The organism is Burkholderia sp. JKS000303, from assembly GCF_002563755.1.
Taxonomy (GTDB): Bacteria; Pseudomonadota; Gammaproteobacteria; order Burkholderiales; family Burkholderiaceae; genus Burkholderia; species Burkholderia anthina_B.
The window spans coordinates 72,247-89,099 of the sequence record NZ_PDBZ01000003.1 but is presented as its reverse complement, the minus strand read 5'-3'; the positions used below and the strand labels follow the sequence as shown (position 1 = coordinate 89,099).

14 protein-coding genes and 1 pseudogene are annotated in these 16,853 nt (G+C 66.0%); 7 read left to right on the top strand and 8 right to left on the bottom strand.

Annotation, left to right across the window (positions count from 1 at the left end):
• Positions 1–375: 375 nt before the first annotated feature.
• A complete protein-coding gene (locus BX604_RS28225) occupies positions 376–1,182 on the bottom strand; it encodes an IclR family transcriptional regulator (RefSeq protein WP_098554149.1) in 807 nt (268 codons plus the stop codon).
• Positions 1,183–1,286: 104 nt separating this feature from the next.
• Between BX604_RS28225 and BX604_RS28220 the strand changes: the two genes are divergently transcribed.
• Positions 1,287–2,354, top strand: a complete 1,068-nt coding sequence (locus tag BX604_RS28220; protein WP_098554148.1) for an aromatic ring-hydroxylating dioxygenase subunit alpha — start codon at positions 1,287–1,289, stop codon at positions 2,352–2,354.
• 171 nt (positions 2,355–2,525) lie between these two features.
• On the opposite strand, the gene BX604_RS28215 is transcribed toward BX604_RS28220, so the two are convergent.
• A complete protein-coding gene (locus BX604_RS28215) occupies positions 2,526–3,491 on the bottom strand; it encodes a PDR/VanB family oxidoreductase (protein ID WP_098555034.1) in 966 nt (321 codons plus the stop codon).
• An 87-nt stretch (positions 3,492–3,578) separates the two neighbouring features.
• Positions 3,579–4,634 (bottom strand): aromatic ring-hydroxylating dioxygenase subunit alpha, encoded by a 1,056-nt coding sequence (locus BX604_RS28210; RefSeq protein WP_306668245.1) that lies wholly within the window; start codon positions 4,632–4,634, stop codon positions 3,579–3,581.
• A 400-nt stretch (positions 4,635–5,034) separates the two neighbouring features.
• Here BX604_RS28210 and BX604_RS28205 point away from each other — a divergent pair, with 400 nt between their 5' ends.
• Entirely contained in the window at positions 5,035–5,826 is a 792-nt protein-coding gene (locus BX604_RS28205; RefSeq protein ID WP_179894912.1) for an IclR family transcriptional regulator, read from the top strand.
• Between the two features lie 390 nt (positions 5,827–6,216).
• On the opposite strand, the gene gabD is transcribed toward BX604_RS28205, so the two are convergent.
• Positions 6,217–7,686 carry an NADP-dependent succinate-semialdehyde dehydrogenase gene (gabD, locus tag BX604_RS28200; RefSeq protein ID WP_098554146.1) on the bottom strand — a complete coding sequence of 490 codons (1,470 nt, stop codon included), beginning with the start codon at positions 7,684–7,686 and terminating at the stop codon, positions 6,217–6,219.
• Between the two features lie 90 nt (positions 7,687–7,776).
• Positions 7,777–9,060, bottom strand: a complete 1,284-nt coding sequence (locus tag BX604_RS28195) for a 4-aminobutyrate--2-oxoglutarate transaminase (RefSeq protein ID WP_098555029.1) — start codon at positions 9,058–9,060, stop codon at positions 7,777–7,779.
• 126 nt (positions 9,061–9,186) lie between these two features.
• Between BX604_RS28195 and pdxR the strand changes: the two genes are divergently transcribed.
• Entirely contained in the window at positions 9,187–10,695 is a 1,509-nt protein-coding gene (pdxR, locus tag BX604_RS28190) for a MocR-like pyridoxine biosynthesis transcription factor PdxR (protein WP_098554145.1), read from the top strand.
• Between the two features lie 97 nt (positions 10,696–10,792).
• Here the strand turns inward: pdxR and BX604_RS28185 are convergent, their stop codons facing one another.
• A complete protein-coding gene (locus tag BX604_RS28185) occupies positions 10,793–11,629 on the bottom strand; it encodes a DMT family transporter (protein WP_098555026.1) in 837 nt (278 codons plus the stop codon).
• Between the two features lie 113 nt (positions 11,630–11,742).
• Between BX604_RS28185 and selD the strand changes: the two genes are divergently transcribed.
• The 3 genes from selD (at position 11,743) to BX604_RS28170 (ending at position 14,788) form a co-directional block, all read left to right on the top strand.
• Entirely contained in the window at positions 11,743–12,807 is a 1,065-nt protein-coding gene (selD, locus tag BX604_RS28180; protein WP_098555023.1) for a selenide, water dikinase SelD, read from the top strand.
• A gap of 73 nt (positions 12,808–12,880) precedes the next feature.
• A complete protein-coding gene (locus BX604_RS28175; RefSeq protein WP_098554144.1) occupies positions 12,881–13,471 on the top strand; it encodes a LysE family translocator in 591 nt (196 codons plus the stop codon).
• Between the two features lie 237 nt (positions 13,472–13,708).
• Positions 13,709–14,788: a purine-nucleoside phosphorylase gene (locus BX604_RS28170; RefSeq protein ID WP_098554143.1), complete on the top strand. Its 1,080-nt coding sequence runs from the start codon at positions 13,709–13,711 to the stop codon at positions 14,786–14,788.
• Positions 14,789–14,899: 111 nt separating this feature from the next.
• Here BX604_RS28170 and BX604_RS28165 read toward each other — a convergent pair whose 3' ends face one another.
• Both BX604_RS28165 and BX604_RS28160 read right to left on the bottom strand, forming a co-directional pair.
• Positions 14,900–15,658: a hypothetical protein gene (locus BX604_RS28165; protein WP_098554142.1), complete on the bottom strand. Its 759-nt coding sequence runs from the start codon at positions 15,656–15,658 to the stop codon at positions 14,900–14,902.
• A 13-nt stretch (positions 15,659–15,671) separates the two neighbouring features.
• Positions 15,672–16,283 carry a M35 family metallo-endopeptidase gene (locus tag BX604_RS28160; RefSeq protein WP_257146453.1) on the bottom strand — a complete coding sequence of 204 codons (612 nt, stop codon included), beginning with the start codon at positions 16,281–16,283 and terminating at the stop codon, positions 15,672–15,674.
• A gap of 380 nt (positions 16,284–16,663) precedes the next feature.
• On the opposite strand from BX604_RS28160, the pseudogene BX604_RS39375 reads away from it, so the two are divergent.
• Positions 16,664–16,778 (top strand): annotated as a pseudogene (locus tag BX604_RS39375) (purine nucleoside permease); the annotation flags it as partial.
• Between the last annotated feature and the right edge of the window lie 75 nt (positions 16,779–16,853).

Below are 16,853 nucleotides of genomic sequence, written 5' to 3'. Positions count from 1 at the left end.
CGGGGCTGGGCAGTCGGCGAAGCATCCTGATAATTCAGTTATGTTGAATTGCATCAGATTTGCTGAATACCCGGATGAACCCTGTCCCACGGACCGACAGCTCGAAATCGCAGGCCTGATTCAACGCGAGCACGCGGCGACAGGCGCATGCGGCAAGCAACGGCATGCCGGCAGAGCGACGCGGGGTCGATCCCGCGCCGGTGGATCGGGGCGGCGAGAAGCGATGAATTCAGTATCGCGCCCGTACCGCGCGCGGCCCTACATCCATTTACGATGGGTAAATAAGGCCGTTTGGACGCAGGGCGTCGGGCGCGCGGGTACGGTGCGGCAGCCGTTGGAAGGGAGGGGGCGGGTTCCTGGGTTCGGCCGTTGCAGCTACACGGCGATTCCGCATTGCTCGGCCACGTGGCGCGCGAATGCCCGCAGCTGATTCGCAACCGGGCCGTTGATCGAAACGTCGAACCGGCTGCTCGGGCCGATCGCATTGACCGTGGCGATCAGTTCGCCGCGATTGTCGAACAGCGGCACGCCGACCGATGCGAAGCCTGGCAGCTCCACATCGCTGACCGACGCGCATCCGTCCTTGCGCACCGCGGCGAGCACGCGATCGAGGTTGAACTGATGCTTCGCGCCGGAGCGCAAGAGCCGCCCCGATTCCTGCTGGAACAAGGTCTGATAACTCTCCGGTGGCATCCATGCCATGAAAAGCCGCCCGGTTGCGGTCGTCAACAGCGGGACCGTCATGCCGAGCCTCAGTTCGAAGGGCGTGTTCTGAACGCCGTCCAGCTTGTCGACGACGACCGGCCCGAAATCTCCCCAGACGCACAGGCAGACGGTCTCCCGTACCGCCGCCCGCAGCGCGGGCAGTTCGCTTCGCGCGCATTCGAGCGGATTGATGCGGCCGAGCGCTGCGAGGCCGAGCCTGACGGCCGTCGGGCCGAGATCGTAAAGGCCGCCGTCGCCGAGCTGCCGGACGATGCCCAGTCGAACGAAACTGATCAGATACCCCCGTGCCTTGCTGGTCGACATGCCGGCCGCGCGCGCCAGTTCCGTGAGCGACAGCGCCTCTTGAGCCTGCATCAGGGCCGCGACGAGTCCAAACCCCAGTTCGACGGACTGGATGCCCTGTTTCTGCGTAATTTCTTCTTCGTTATCTACCTGTTTTGGCAAGAGAAACTCCATCGGGGGATCAGGGAACTCCCCAATTATGACCCAAAAGGTTAGCCCCTAATCTGCTTACCTATGTTGATGTGATTCAATATTATTGAATATTACGAGGAGGCAGTATGCGTTTCATGAGAAATATCTGGTACGCGGCGATGTGGGCCCAGGACTTGCCGGCCGGGCAACTCGTCGACGTGACGATCACGGAGACGCCGTTGGTGATGTTCCGGAATGCCGAAGGCAAGCCGGTCGCGCTGCTAGATCGGTGTCCTCACCGATTCGTTCCGCTGCACGTCGGAAAACTGTGCGCCGACAAGACCCGCATCCGGTGCGGGTACCACGGGCTGGAGTTCGACGCGTCAGGGCGTTGCGTGCACAACCCTCACAGCGACGCGATCCCGTCTGCCGCCAGGGTGAGCGCGTTTCCCGCCGTCGAGCGACATTCGCTCGTCTGGGTGTGGATGGGCGAACAGGCGCCGCGGGAAGAACTGATACCGGATTACAGCGCGTTCGATGAGGACGCCAATACCCGGGTGAGCCGTCGGGAAACGATCGAGCTGGCCGTCAACTACCAGTTGATGACCGACAACCTGCTGGACCTCAGCCATGTGTCGTTTCTCCATGACGGCGTGCTGGGCCATGCCGGCATGGTGCGGGGCGAAACCAGGGTGGAGCAGGCGGGGGACACGCTGCACGTGCGGCGCTCGTGGCCCAACGTCGTGCCGCCGGGCATGTTCGACCTGATGTATCGGCGCGATGCCCAGCCCGTGGATCAGTGGGCCGACATGCGCTGGAACGCGCCGTCCTGCATGCTGAACCATGCCGGTGCATGCCCGCCCGGCGGAAACCGCGACGACGGCGTCCACATTCTCGGCGCGCACATCCTCACCCCTGTTTCCGAGTTCAAGACGCTGTATCACTTCGCCGCGGTGCGCCGTGACGAGAATGTCACGCGCACGCCCGACGAGCAGCAGGCGGTGAACGAAAAGCTCAGCAGCCTGCGCCGCTACGCGTTCGAGGAGCAGGATGAACCGATGGTCATGGCGCAGCAGCAGGCGTTGGTGAACGCCGGTGGCCTGACGGCCTTGCGGCCGGCGCTGCTCAATATCGACGCCGGCCCCGTCCGGGCACGTCGGATGCTCGATGCCATGCTGCAGAAGGAGGCGTCGCAGGCGGTCGCCCCCGCGTGACGCGGCGGAGCGGAAGGGCGAAGCCCGTGAGCAGCTTGTGCTGCCCGGGTTCGCGCTGCTTGCCGATCAAGCCGATATGAACGGGCGCACGTGCGCCGGCGTCATGGCCCGGGCGCGTCAACGCATCAACGCGTCAACGCGCCAAAGCGCGCGAGAAGCTCATGTGTTTTCCTAAATATCCAGCACCAGCAACGGGCTTTTCGAGCGCGAGCAGCAGGGCGTGAACTGATCGTTCAAGCGATGCTCTTCTTCGGTGAGGAACAGGTCCCGATGCTCCGGCTCGCCTTCGACGATACGGGTCAGACAGGTGCCGCAAACGCCTTGCTCGCAAGAGACGGGAATGTCGACGCCGGCCTCGGCGAGGACCGACGTCACGCTTCGATCCACCGGAATGTCATGCACCTGCCCGGAACTCATGACTTTGACCTGGAACGCCTTGTTTGCCGATCCGGCGGCTGTCGACGCGCCGAAATATTCGTAGTGGAGCCGATCGTCGGACCAGCCGAGCGACCTCGCAGCAGCCAGCGTCGCCTCCAGGAAACCGACCGGTCCGCATACGTACAGATGCGTGCCCGGCTCGACGCCGGACAGCACCGACGGAATGTCAAACGCGTCGCCGCTCGCCTCCCTGCTGTGGTGGAAGACCGTGCGCGCCGCATAGCTCGACGCCAGAATCCGTTCGCGGAACGCGGTGTGCCCGATCGTGCGCGTGCAGTAGTGCAACGTGAATGCCACCCCGCTGCCCGACAATTGTTCGGCCATGCAGAGAATCGGCGTGATGCCGATGCCCGCTGCAAGCAGCAGCGTGTCGCGGGGTTCCGCCGCGAGCGGGAAATGGTTTCTCGGCGCGCTGATCCGGATCGTGTCGCCTTCGTTGATGTCGTCGTGCACGGCGATGGAGCCGCCCCGCGACGTCGGCGTGCGCAGCACGGCGATCAGATAGCGGCCTCGTTCGTTCGGCGCGTTGCAAAGCGAATACTGCCGGACGTGCCCGTCCGGCGTGTGCACGTCGATATGGGACCCGGCGGTGAAGGCGGGCAGGGGGGCGCCTTCCGGGTCGACCAGCTCGAGCGAGCAGATGTCGATCGCTTCGATCGTCTTGCGTACGACTTTCACGGTCAGCCCTGTCGAATTCATCATCTACTCCAGTCAATCTCAATCATGTCGGATACGACTGCATCTGCAATACGGCATCGCGCGCATGGTCCCGCGCGACGGGTGGCGTCAACGGTCGACGGGCCGTCCTGCCGTATCGGGTCGACCTTCGAGGTCGAGCCGTTTGCTCATCAGCCAGCGGAAATGGGACAACGCCGTGTCTGCCTGGATCGGGGCGGCCGACCAGCCACTCGACGGAAGATTGCGCGCCTGCGCCTCGATCATCACCCGGTCTTCCTCGAACGCCGTGACGATGTCTTCGAAGATTTTTTCGGTGATCGATGCGTCGTCGAGTGCAAAATTGCGTGGGACTGCATAGAAATAATGCGACGTCGATTCCGTTTCGGGAGTGACCGCCTGACAGCTTCTGAACTCAAGGGCATCGTGGATGCGGCCCTCGGGCGCACCCGTGCCCGTCGCCTGCACGCCGGAATGCATGATCAACACGCCCGGCACGTGGAAGTCGTAGAAGTGCCACCGGTCCACGAGCCCGGGGAAGTGGGCGATCCGGCTGTGGAAAGGCGCTGGCACTTCATCGACGAGCCAGCGCTCGACCCGCACCAGATCGTCCCCGCGGCTGACCTTCGGGCGGTTCGCCGACATGTTTTCCGTTCCGCCCAGCGTCGTCGGGTGGACGTATCCGATGTGAGAGAAGTCGAGCAGGTTGTCGCAGATGAGCATGTGGGGCGCATCGTAGTGGTAGTAGCCGGGCCGGTAGACCCAGTCCGGCCGGCCGAGCGACCAGGCACCGGGAATCCGGGCGGGATCGGCCTTGGCCTTGTCGCCCATCCAGATCCAGATCCAGTTGTCGCGCTCGATCACGGGAAAGCTCGAAACGCACAGGTTCGGCGGACACTTGTCCTGACCCGGCACATCGACGCAGGCGCCGCTTTTGTCGAACTTGACGCCGTGATACATGCAGCGCAGCGCATCGCCTTCCTTGCGTCCCCTGGACAACGGCGCGCCGCGATGGGCGCAGCGGTCGGCGAGCGCCACGATCGCGCCCTGGCTGTCCCGGTAAAGGCAGATCGCCTCGCCCAGAATGGTGCGACTGAACAACCCGTCCGCCACTTCGTGGCTCCAGCCGGCTACGTACCAGCAATTGCGCACAAACATATTGAACATCGACGTGTCTCCGCGTTTGGGGAATGGGCGATCGGGCCGGCGTGCGCGTCGTCGCGCCGTCGGCCGTTCGCTGGCGACGCGCGGCCAGACGAACCGCTCGGCCCGCGTGACGCCTTGCGTGCGGGAAGGGGAATGAACTGCCGGCGCGGTGCCGCGATCGGCGCTGTCCGATGCGTTCCTTGCTCCGCGACATGCAGTGAATGCAGTATCGCGTCGCTGCACCGGAAGGCTCTACCTCTATTTACAATGCGTAAATCAAGCGCCGCGCGACCACATAGGAAGCATTCGCGGAAGCGCCGCCGTCAATCGCCAGGCGTGCCGGGAGTGCGGGTGCGATGCGGGGACGCTGTCGAAAAAGGACGGTGCAAGGCTTACGGTCGATTCCGGAGGGGGTGACGACGTGTCCGACAAGCAGACCGTGTCAAAACAGCGCGGGGTGAGTGCGGTCGAGGTCGCTGCCGCCATTCTCGACGTCCTGTACCAAGCGCGTGCGCCGCTGCGCGTGATCGAAATCTCGCGCGCCTGCGGGTTTGCTTCCGCGCAAGTGCATCACTATCTGGTGAGCCTCGTGCGCACCGGGTTCGTCAGGCGAGAGAGTTCGCCGGCCCGATATGCGCTGGGGCCATTCGCCGTCCGGCTCGGTCTGGCGGCGGTCGACACGCTCGAGATTCAGCACGTCAGCGCGCCGTTTCTCCAGGCGCTCAGCGACAAAACCGCCGAAGCGTCGTTTTTCAGCATCTGGTCGCCGCAGGGGCCGCTGATCGTGCGCTGGCATCAGGGGCAGCGGCCGCTCACGGTGTATGCGCGACTAGGCACGGTCATGCCGCTGCTGCGCTCCGCGACCGGCGAGGTGTTTCTCGCATGGGGCGACCGGGAGGCCGTCGACGTCGCGATCGACAACACCTTGCTGCATTACCCGCCTGACCAAAGAGACGGCCAGCGCGTCGATCTCGACCTGCGCAGGGGCCTGGCCCGCCGGCGCGGATACGGGGCCACGTCCGGCGGAATGTTCAGGGACATCGACGCGATCAGTACGCCGATATTCGAACGGGGCGGCAAGCTGGCCGGCGCGTTGACGATACTGGGGCTGGCGGCGAGCATCGACGTCTCGCCCGAGTCGACCGTCGTGGCGGCGACGCTCGATGTCGCGAGGCATTTCTCCGCGAAGATGGGTTTTGATGCGGATGCCTGAACGATGTGTCAGACGTTCCAGTATCCGCGTCCAGTCGCGCGCTCGAACTGCAATGCGGATCGACGATCCGGGCGCGTTCGGCGAGCCGAGCGATGGTCGTTGCCAATGGTGTTCGAGCAGGGAGATGGCGGACATCGTCACGTGAGTGAAGCGTATGTCGTCGGGCCTGATCGCGGAGAGGAGACTATCGCCGGAAGGACAGCGTGCGGCGGGCGCATCAAGCCTGAAGCATCGGACGATGCGACTTGCGGATGCGGTGAACGTGTTTCGTTGAGCGGAACAGGAAGATGACGCGGGCGCGACGGAGAGGGGGGCGCCGGCCCGCGTCGTGACCGCCCGGTTCCGGCCGGGCGGTCAGGGCCGGTCGCGGATGCGACAGGCCCCGAACCGTCAGACGGCCAGGCAGAGGTACTTGATCACGACGTAGTCGTCGATGCCGTAGTGCGAGCCTTCGCGGCCGAGGCCCGACTGCTTGACGCCACCGAACGGCGCGACTTCGTTCGAGATCAGGCCCGTGTTCACGCCAACCATCCCGTATTCGAGCGCTTCGGCGACCTTCCACACGCGGCCGATGTCGCGGCTGTAGAAATACGCGGCCAGACCGAACTCGGTGTCGTTCGCGAGGCGGATCACTTCGTCGTCGCTGCTGAACTTGAACAGCGGCGCGAGCGGCCCGAACGTCTCTTCCTTCGCGACCTTCATCGCCGGCGTGACGCCGGTCAGCACGGTCGGCTCGAAGAAGCCGTGGCCGAGCGCGTGGCGCTTGCCGCCCGTCACGACGGTCGCGCCTTTCGCGAGCGCGTCCTCGATGTGCGCCTCGACCTTCAGCACGGCCGCTTCGTTGATCAGCGGACCTTGCGTGACGCCCGGCTCCGTGCCGCGACCGACCTTCAACTGGCCGACCGCCGCCGCGAGCTTTTGCGCGAACTGGTCGTACACGGCTTCATGCACGTAGAAGCGGTTCGTGCACACGCACGTCTGGCCGCTGTTGCGGTACTTCGACGCGATCGCGCCCTGCACGGCGGCATCGAGATCGGCATCGTCGAACACGATGAACGGTGCGTTGCCGCCGAGTTCCAGCGACACCTTCTTGACCGTCGCCGCGCATTGCGACATCAGCAGGCGGCCGATCGGCGTCGAGCCGGTGAACGACAGCTTGCGCACGATCGGGTTCGACGTCAGTTCGCCGCCGATCGCCTTCGGGTCGCCCGTGACGACGCTGAACACGCCGGCCGGCACGCCCGCGCGCTCGGCCAGCACGGCCATCGCGAGTGCGGAGAACGGCGTCGCTTCCGCCGGCTTCACGACGATCGGGCAGCCTGCCGCGAGCGCCGGGCCGACCTTGCGGGTGATCATCGCCGCCGGGAAGTTCCACGGCGTGATCGCCGCGCACACGCCGATCGCTTCCTTCGTGACGACGATGCGCTTGTCGCTCGCCGGCGTCGGGATCGTGTCGCCGTACACGCGCTTGCCTTCTTCGGCGAACCACTCGAGGAACGAGGCCGCGTAGCCGATCTCGCCCTTCGCTTCGGCCAGCGACTTGCCCTGCTCGGTCGTCAGGATCAGCGCGAGGTCGTCGGCGTTTTCCATCATCAGGTCGTGCCACTTGCGCAGGACGACCGCGCGTTCCTTCGCGGTCTTCTTGCGCCACGCCGGCCACGCGGCATTCGCGGCTTCGATCGCGTGACGCGTCTCGGCCGTGCCCATCGCCGGCACGGTGCCGAGCAGGCCGCCGGTTGCCGGGTTGCGGACTTCGAACGACTCGCCGTTCGCCGCGCCTTGCCATTCGCCGTTGACGTACGCCTGCTGGCGGAACAGCGACGGATCTTTCAGTGCCAGGGTTTCCTGAACAGTGCTCATGTGAATCACCTGCTTTGAAAAGGACGGATGAAAACGGCCGCCGCCGTCTTCATGACGGCGGCGGCACATTCAGTTGAGGTGAGCGGGAATTCAGGCCGGCACGCCGACCGTTTCCTTCAGCACTTCCTCGAGGATCACGAGCGCTTCGTCGAACACGGCTTGCGTGATCGTCAGCGGGAACAGGAAGCGCACGACGTTCGAGTACACGCCGCACACGAGCAGCAGCAGCCCGCGCTCGAGCGCACGCGCCTGCACGCGCTTCGTGAAGTCGGCGTCCGGCTCGCCCGTGCCCGGCTTCATGAATTCGACGGCGACCATCGCGCCCGGACCGCGGACGTCGACGATCTGCGGCACGTCGGCCTGCAGTGCGTTCAGCTTCGCCTTCAGCACGTCGCCGAGTTGCGTGGCACGCTCGCACAGCTTCTCTTCGTCGATGATCTCCAGCACCGCGTGCGCCGATGCGACGGCCAGCGGGTTGCCCGCGTACGTGCCGCCGAGGCCGCCGGGGGCTGCCGCGTCCATCACGTCCGCACGGCCGACGACGCCGGACAGCGGCATGCCGCCCGCGAGGCTCTTCGCCATCGTGATCAGGTCGGCCAGCACGTCGTAGTGCTGCATCGCGAACAGCTTGCCGGTACGCGCGAAGCCCGTCTGCACTTCGTCGGCGATCAGCAGGATGCCGTGCTCGTTACAGATCTTGCGCAGCGCGCGCACGAATTCCGCCGGCGCCGGGTTGAAGCCGCCTTCGCCCTGGACCGGTTCGAAGATGATCGCGGCGACGCGCTTCGGATCGATGTCGGCCTTGAACAGCATCTCGATCGCCTTGATCGAGTCGGCCGTCGTCACGCCGTGCACGGCGTTCGGGTACGGCGCGTGGAACACGTCGCCCGGGAACGGGCCGAAGTTCAGCTTGTACGGGGCGACCTTGCCGGTCAGCGCCATGCCCATCATCGTGCGGCCGTGGAAGCCGCCCGAGAACGCGATGACGCCCGGACGGCCGGTTGCCGCGCGTGCGATCTTGATCGCGTTTTCGACGGCTTCGGCGCCGGTCGTGAAGAACGCGGTCTTCTTCGGGAAGTCGCCCGGCGCGCGTTCGTTGATCTTTTCCGCCAGCTCGACGTACGACGCGTACGGGACGATCTGGTAAGCGGTGTGCGTGAAGCTGTTGAGCTGGTCGGCGATCGCCTTGACGATCTTCGGATGGCGGTGGCCCGTGTTCAGCACCGCGATGCCGGCGGCGAAATCGATGAAGCGGCGGCCTTCGACATCCCACAGCTCCGCGTTCTCGGCGCGGGCTGCGTAGAAATCACACATCACGCCAACGCCGCGCGGGGTGGCGGCGTTCTTGCGGGCCTGCAGGTCGGCATTCTTCACGGTCATCTCCTTGATGTTCTGTCCGGTGGGATAAAAATCGGCTGCATTGGCAGCCCATGGAGGCGACTATAATCACATTTGGCTCTGGTAATCAGAGCCATTTCAATAAATATTCAGGAGCCAATCATGCGCGCAAGCGTGTTGTCGGACTGGCTGGCGCAGCGCCTCGTGCGCGGCGGCGAACAGCCGATCTACCGGCAGCTGCACCGGTTGCTGCAGCAGGCGATCCTGTCGCGCGAACTGCCGGCCGGCACGCGCGTGCCGTCGTCGCGGCTGCTCGCGGCCGAGCTCGGGATCGCCCGCAACACGGTCACGCAGGTTTACGAACAGCTTGCGCTCGAAGGCTATGTGAACTCGGCGACCGGCCGCGGCACGTTCGTCGCCGACAGCGCGCCGGACGAGATCGTCGGCGCGGCGCCCGATCCGGCCGCCGGCCCGGCGGTGGTGCTGCCGTCCGCACGGCGGCTGTCCGCGCGCGGCACGCGGCTCGTCGACGGCGCGGGCGTGTCGAAGCGCCAGGGCGGCGCATTCATGCCGGGCGTGCCCGATGTGTCACGATTTCCGGCGCGGGTGTGGACGCGGCTGCACAACAAGTACTGGCGGCGCCTGCGTCCGGACCTGCTGACCTACGCGCCGGGCGGCGGGCTCGCGCTGCTGCGCGAGGCGCTGGCCGATTACCTGCGCACGTCGCGCTCGGTGCGCTGCACGCCCGAGCAGATCGTGATCACCACCGGCATCCACCAGTCGATCGACCTCGCGGTGCGGCTGCTGACCGATCCGGGCGACGCGATCTGGACCGAGGATCCGTGCTACTGGGGCGTGCGCAGCGTGCTGAACGTGTCGGGGCTCACCACGCGGCCGATTCCTGTCGACGAGGAGGGGATCGCGCCGTCGGCGGCCGATCTCGCGGAGCCGCCGAAGCTGATGCTCGTCACGCCGTCGCACCAGTATCCGCTCGGGATGGTGATGAGCCTCGCGCGGCGCCGGATGCTGCTCGAATACGCGCGCCAGCACGGCTGCTGGATCATCGAGGACGATTACGACAGCGAGTTCCGCTACGGCAGCCGACCGCTCGCGTCGCTGCAGGGGCTCGACACGGCCGGGCAGGTGATCTACGTCGGCAGTTTCGGCAAGACGCTGTTTCCGGGGCTGCGGGTCGGCTATCTGGTCGCGCCGGAGCCGCTCGCGGAGAGCTTCGCGACCGCGAGCGCCGAGCTGTACCGCGAAGGCCAGTTGCTGCAGCAGGCGGTGCTGGCCGAGTTCATCGCGGAAGGGCACTTCGTGTCGCACATCCGCAAGATGCGCACCCTGTACGGGCAGCGCCGCGAGATGCTGCTCGATGCGGTCGCGCGCCGCTACGGCGACACGCTGCACGCGCTCGGCAGCGATGCGGGGCTGCATCTCGTCACGCAGTTGCCGGACGGCGTCGACGATCGCGCGGTCGCGCAAGCCGCGCTCGAACGCAACATTGTCGTGCGGCCGCTGTCCGGCTATTACGCGGAGCGCGAGCGCGCGGCGTCGGGCTTGCTGCTCGGTTATGCGTGCGTGCCGGAGGACGAGATCGCGACCGCGTTCGCGACGCTGGCCGAAGCGATCGACGAGCGGGCGTTCGGCAAGGTTGCCGCAGTGGTTTGAACGCAGCCGTGCGACGGCCGGCATCGCGATGCGGCGCGCGCTGCCGACACGAGGACGACCGACCGTCGCCGCCGCGCGGAACCGACCGTTCGGGTGCTCAAAGCCGGATCAACGCCGCGCCGGCGACCACCAGCGCACACGCGGCGAGCCGCTGCGGGCCGGGCCGCTCGCGCATCACGAACCAGCCGATCGCGACCGCGAAGATCGAGCTCGTTTCGCGCAGTGCCGACACCGTCGCGACCGGCAGGTGCCGGTACGCGAGGATCACGATCCCGTATGCGGCGAGCGAGATCGTGCCGGCAATGCCGCCCTGCGTGAGCGCGGTGCGCGAGCCGAGCACCGCGCGCGGGCCGCCGCGCACCGCGCAGACGAGCACGAGCTGCGGCACGCTCCACAGCACATACACCCACGCGATGTAGCCGAGCGCGCTGCCCGACACGCGCGAGCCGATTCCGTCGCAGATCGAATACGACGCGATGAACACGCCGGTGAGCAGCGCATAGGGCACGCCTTCCCCGGAGAACCGGAAGCCGCGCCGCAGCGCGAGCGACATGATCCCGAACGACACGAGCGCGATGCCGGCGAAGCCGAAGGGTGTCGGCTGCTCGTGCAGCACGGCGAGCGCCAGCACCGACACGAGCAGCGGCGAGATCCCGCGCGCGATCGGATAGATCTGTCCGAATTCGCCGTTGCGGTATGCCCGCACCAGCGTGAAGCAGTACGCGACCTCGAGCGCGGCCGACGCCGCGATATACGGCCAGGCGGCGCGCGCCGGCGCGGGCAGCAGTACGACGCCGGCGAGGCCGAACGCGAGATACGGCAGCGACATCGTGCCGAGCTGGACGAGCCGGTCCTCGCTGACATGCAGGAAGGCATTCCAGATCGCGTGCAGCAGGGCGGAGCACAGCACGAGGCCGATGAACAAGTGATCCATGAAGAAGGCGCGGACGCGCAACATAGCGGGGCGAGCGGTCAATTATGTGGGTATCGGGCGCGCTCGCGCGGAATTGTCGATAATAGAACGTTGTTATTCACCGGATGCCGACGATGACCGAAGCCACCCTCACCCCGCCCGCCGTTCCGCGCCTCACGAGCCTGTCGCACGGGGGCGGCTGCGGCTGCAAGATCGCGCCGGGCGTGCTGTCCGAGCTGCTGAAGCGGGCGACGCCGCCGGCGTTGTTCCCCGATCTGCTGGTCGGCACCGAGACGTCCGACGACGCGGCCGTCTACCGGCTGAACGACGAGCAGGCGATCGTCGCGACCACCGACTTCTTCATGCCGATCGTCGACGACCCGTTCGACTTCGGCCGCATCGCGGCGACCAACGCACTGTCGGACGTCTACGCGATGGGCGGCAAGCCGATTCTCGCGCTCGCGCTGGTCGGCATGCCGATCAACGTGCTGCCGCACGAGACGATCGCGGCCGTGCTGCGCGGCGGCGAATCGGTGTGCGCGGAGGCCGGCATTCCGGTCGCGGGCGGCCATTCGATCGATTCGGTCGAGCCGATCTACGGGCTCGCGGCGATCGGCGTCGTGCATCCGTCACGCGTGAAGCGCAACGCGGCGGCGCGGGCGGGCGACGTGCTCGTGCTCGGCAAGCCGCTCGGCGTCGGCGTGCTGTCGGCCGCGCTGAAGAAGAACCAGCTCGACGATGCCGGCTATGCGCAGATGGTCGCGACGACCACCAAGCTGAACCGGCCCGGCGCGGAACTCGCCGCGCTGCCGGGCGTGCACGCGCTGACCGATGTCACGGGCTTCGGGCTGCTCGGCCACACGCTCGAACTCGCGCGCGGCGCGAACCTCACCGCGCGCGTGCACTACGCGTCGCTGCCGTGGCTGGCGGGCGTCGAGGCGTTCGTCGCCGATGGCGTGTTTACCGGCGCATCGGGCCGCAACTGGGGTGCGTATGGCAGCGACGTGCGGCTTGCCGACGGCCTGCCGCCGGTCGCGCAGGCGCTGCTGACCGATCCGCAGACGTCCGGCGGCCTGCTGGTCGCGTGCGCGCCGGAAGCGGTCGACGACGTGCTTGCCTGCTTCCGGGCCGACGGTTTCGACCGCGCGGCCGTGATCGGCGAGATGGTGGACGGGCCGTCGCGCGTCGACGTCGCCTGACGCGGTTGTTGTCACGTCGGGTCGCCGACGGTCGGTAGAATCGATGCCTTCCCTTGACGGCATCGACGAACCGATGAGCGATTTCCTGTTCGGGCTGATGATCGCGCTGTCGGTCGGGCCCGTCGCGCTGATGATCGCCAATTACGGCATGCGCGCCGGCACCGCGAGCGGCGTGCGCGCCGCGGTGGGCGTGGCGTCGGCCGATGGCTGCTATGCCGTCGCCGCATTCACGATCGGTGCGATGCTCGCGGGCACGCTCGCGTCGCACCTGCCGCTGTTCCGTTGCGTCGGCGCATGCGTGCTGCTCGCCATGGGCGCACGCATGATGTGGCAGGCGTTGAGGGACCGGCGCCGCACGCTCGACGGCGCTGCGCCGCCGCCGGGCACGCGCCCGTTCACGTCGATGTTCTTCGTCACGCTCGCCAATCCGCTGACCATCCTGCTGTTCTACGGCTACGCCACCGCGGCCGCCGGTGCGCATCGGCACTGGCTCGCCGGTGCCGCATGCGTGTTTGCCGGCAGCCTCGTCGGGCAGCTCGTGTTCGCTTTCGGCGGCGGCATGATCGGGCGCATCGTGAAGTCGCCGCGATGGCTCGCGGCGAGCCATGTGGTCGCCGCGCTCGTCGTGTTCGGTTATGGCGTGGCGGGGATCGTGCGCGTATAGCGGGTCGCGGCAGTGCACTTCGGTGACGGACGTTTCATCGCCGCGTGAGCGAACCAGATAGCATTCCTGATCTTTTGTCACATCGGCCGAGACGCGACGCAACCCCTGCACGTCGCGTTGGCAAGTGCCACAGGCCGTTTCGTAGTCGGGTTACGCATCGCGCAAGCGCGTTCTATACTCCCTCGCGCAGTCTCCGAGAGCCGTTCTCACCCAACATCATTGAAACAAGGAACGCCGATGCTGACTCGCTCCATTCTTTCCGCTGCCGCATTCTCGCTCGCGGCCTGTGCGACCGCACCGTCGATCGCCCAGGACAACCAGGGCAACGATGCGGGCAACACTGGATTCGCCGAGACCGGTGCACAGGGCCGCCCGGTCAAGGTGATGATCATCACGATGTTCGGTCCGGAGGGCCAGGCATGGCTCGACCGGATCGGGCCGTGGCGCGATATCGCCGTACCCGGACTGTCGCCCGACTACCCGGCCGTTCACTGCAACAAGCAGGACGTGTGCGTCGTGACGACCGGCATGGGCTACGCGAACGCCACCGCGTCGATCATGGCGCTCACGTTCTCGCAGCGCTTCGATCTGCGTCACACGTACTTCCTGGTTTCCGGCATCGCAGGCGTCGACCCCGCGCAAGGCACGGTCGGCTCGGCCGCGTGGTCGAAATACCTGGTCGATTTCAGCCTGCAGTGGGAGCTCGATGCACGCGAGATTCCGGCCGGCTGGAACACGGGCTATCTCGGCATCAATACGAAGAGCCCGAGCGACAAGCCGCCGCTCGATTACCGCACCGAAGTGTTCCAGCTCAACCCGAAGCTGACCGATGCCGCATATGCGCTGTCGCGCAACGTCGTGCTCGCCGACAGCGCGCAGGCCCAGGCGGCGCGCGCGAAGTTCACGTACGCGCCGGCGAACCGGCCGCCGTCGGTGATCCAGTGCGACACGTCGTCGGGCAACACGTGGTTCTCGGGCACGCTGATCGGCGAGCGTGCGCGTCAGTGGACCAAGATCCTGACCGACGGCAAGGGCACCTACTGCATGACCGCGCAGGAAGACAACGCGACGTTCGAAGCACTCAAGCGTGCGGCGAGCGTGAAGCGCGTCGACCTGTCGCGCGTGGCGGTGTTACGTACGGGTTCCGATTTCGACCGGCCGTATGCGGGGCAGACGAGTGCCGACAACCTGCTGAACTACGCGGACCAGGGCGGCTTCGCCCCGGCAACCGAGAACCTGTACCGCGCAGGCAACCCGCTCGTGCAGGACATCGTCACGCACTGGAGCGAATGGCGCGACGGGGTGCCGCGCCGGTAACGGTGTGGCGACGTGCTGAAGTCACTCCATCATCCACGCATGGCGGAGCTCCGGGCGCATCAATATTGCCCGGAGCGACCGGATTGCGGCTCGTGGGAGCCGTGCCGAGGATCACGGCCCGGGTGGGGGCAGCTTGAGTTCGATGCGCGTGTATTCGGGGCCCAATAACTGCATGGTCGCCGTTTCGCCGTGCTCGTCCGTCATGCCGATGTATTGCGTTGCACTGGTGCTGATCCGGTAGCAGGTGTGCATCAACGGCTTCCGGTCTTGATCTCGCACAAGCAACGTCTGATCGCGTGTGCGTGCAGTCCAGCGTTCCGTCGTCACAAAACGCGCCGGTGCGGGCTCCCGGACGTCGCCGCACGAAAAACGGATCGAGTCGGGCTCAGGCCCGGGCGTCGCGGGTGTCAGTGCATGACTCGCGACACCCGGTGTACCTGCCGGGTTGCAGAGATCATGACAGCCTGCTGGCGGGCATTTCGGGACGAACTGGATCCAAAGCTGCTTTTTGTCGTCGGGATCGAGCCTGCCGTTCCTGCGCGATACGATTCGCTCGTCGACGTAAATGTCATCGGGCGACATCCCGAGTTGCACGAGAAAGGATTTCATCTGCGCACCGCGTTGTCGCGCGAGCTGATTGGGTTGGTTTTCCCAGTCGTAGGCCGTCGCGTCGATCGAGGCCGTCGCCCCTTCGCGCGTCCATTCCTGGGCGCTCAGGTAATGCCTGGCGACGGCGAGCCTGTCGCTATTGGCGATCTCGGCCGAATTCAGTGGCAGTTCCATGCTGTCGGTCAACACAATCTTGCATGCATCGGCCTGGATCGGGAGTGACAGAAAGGCGCCGAGTATGACGGCGAGGGCATGTCTCATCGGTCGCTCCAGTTCACCGCGCCAGAATGAACCACGCGATGTTGTCTGCGTTGCCGATCGCCATGCCCGGATAGCGTTTGGCGAACTGGGCGCAGGCCGAGCGACCGTATGCCGCCGGGTGATCCCCGGCGTCGAAGGTGTCCGCAAAATGGGCGCATTCATGAACAATCGTGAGTTGCTGCGAGGAGAGGTTTCCAGCCGATCGCTCCGGTAGCGAGCAGAACGGCAGATTGATGGCGATCGTATGCGTTGCAGTGTCGGGGCGACAGACATGCGCAACCTCGACGTCGACATTTTTCATGTTCGGCAGACATCCTGTTGCCCGGTCGGCATCGGAACCGACGCGGACGAAGTTCCTTGGGCCGAGGCGAGCCATCACTCTGGCAAGGGCGTCGAGTCCCGTAGCGAGTTTGCGTCTTGCATCCATGTTTGCCGAGCCGAACCACTCGATGACTCGAGCTTCGGCGGCCGGATTCCATTGCATCAGTTCCCGGCGCCGTTGCAGTGTGATCTCGACGGCTTCGTCCCGCAATTCAAGTATCCGTTTCCTGAACGCAGAATCCGTCATGTTCGGGCAGATCGGCGGTTCGTCGAGCGACACATCGGGCTGTGGCGACGCATTCATAGGCACGCTCCATATGGACATCATTTGGCGTGCCGATGCTAAGTGCCTGAAGCGGACCGACGATGCACCCAATGGCGGTCGACGGAACGAACAAAGATTGGGAAGTGTGAACGAGAGATCGGAAAGACCGCGGTTTCTCGTGGCGCACACGTGTTCTTGCGCCTGCTCAACCGGCGTGACGATCGGGATTGAAACAGCTTGGGCACGCGATATGCGGCCAACGGAACATCGAGAATGACGGCGAGCGCGGCGTGCCAGCGTGATTGGCCGGTGTCAAGCGATGTGGCCGCCCCTGATGGGACTCATCCACTGGATTGACTTCGGAGAACGTCGACAATTGTGTCGCTACGACCATTGCCGCAACTCACGTACGATATGCAGCACTGGCCGGTGGCTTCGCCCCTGGCACCGAACCTGTACCGCGCAGGCAACCCGCTCGTGCAGGACATCGTCACGCACTGGAGCGAATGGCGCGACGGGGTGCCGCGCCGTTGATGGCCGGCCGATCCCGTCGACAGATCAACGCACGGGTCAGTGCGATTGCGGTGCGGAACGGAACGGCATCCAGAC

What these genes read in the sequence shown, in the direction of transcription:
- BX604_RS28225 (WP_098554149.1), bottom strand. Translation starts at nt 1,182, where the DNA reads ATGGAGTTTCTCTTGCCAAAACAGGTAGATAACGAAGAAGAAATTACG.
- BX604_RS28220 (WP_098554148.1), top strand. Translation starts at nt 1,287, where the DNA reads ATGCGTTTCATGAGAAATATCTGGTACGCGGCGATGTGGGCCCAGGAC.
- BX604_RS28215 (WP_098555034.1), bottom strand. Translation starts at nt 3,491, where the DNA reads ATGAATTCGACAGGGCTGACCGTGAAAGTCGTACGCAAGACGATCGAA.
- BX604_RS28210 (WP_306668245.1), bottom strand. Translation starts at nt 4,634, where the DNA reads ATGTTCAATATGTTTGTGCGCAATTGCTGGTACGTAGCCGGCTGGAGC.
- gabD (WP_098554146.1), bottom strand. Translation starts at nt 7,686, where the DNA reads ATGAGCACTGTTCAGGAAACCCTGGCACTGAAAGATCCGTCGCTGTTC.
- pdxR (WP_098554145.1), top strand. Translation starts at nt 9,187, where the DNA reads ATGCGCGCAAGCGTGTTGTCGGACTGGCTGGCGCAGCGCCTCGTGCGC.
- BX604_RS28185 (WP_098555026.1), bottom strand. Translation starts at nt 11,629, where the DNA reads ATGGATCACTTGTTCATCGGCCTCGTGCTGTGCTCCGCCCTGCTGCAC.
- selD (WP_098555023.1), top strand. Translation starts at nt 11,743, where the DNA reads ATGACCGAAGCCACCCTCACCCCGCCCGCCGTTCCGCGCCTCACGAGC.
- BX604_RS28175 (WP_098554144.1), top strand. Translation starts at nt 12,881, where the DNA reads ATGAGCGATTTCCTGTTCGGGCTGATGATCGCGCTGTCGGTCGGGCCC.
- BX604_RS28170 (WP_098554143.1), top strand. Translation starts at nt 13,709, where the DNA reads ATGCTGACTCGCTCCATTCTTTCCGCTGCCGCATTCTCGCTCGCGGCC.
- BX604_RS28165 (WP_098554142.1), bottom strand. Translation starts at nt 15,658, where the DNA reads ATGAGACATGCCCTCGCCGTCATACTCGGCGCCTTTCTGTCACTCCCG.
- BX604_RS28160 (WP_257146453.1), bottom strand. Translation starts at nt 16,283, where the DNA reads ATGAATGCGTCGCCACAGCCCGATGTGTCGCTCGACGAACCGCCGATC.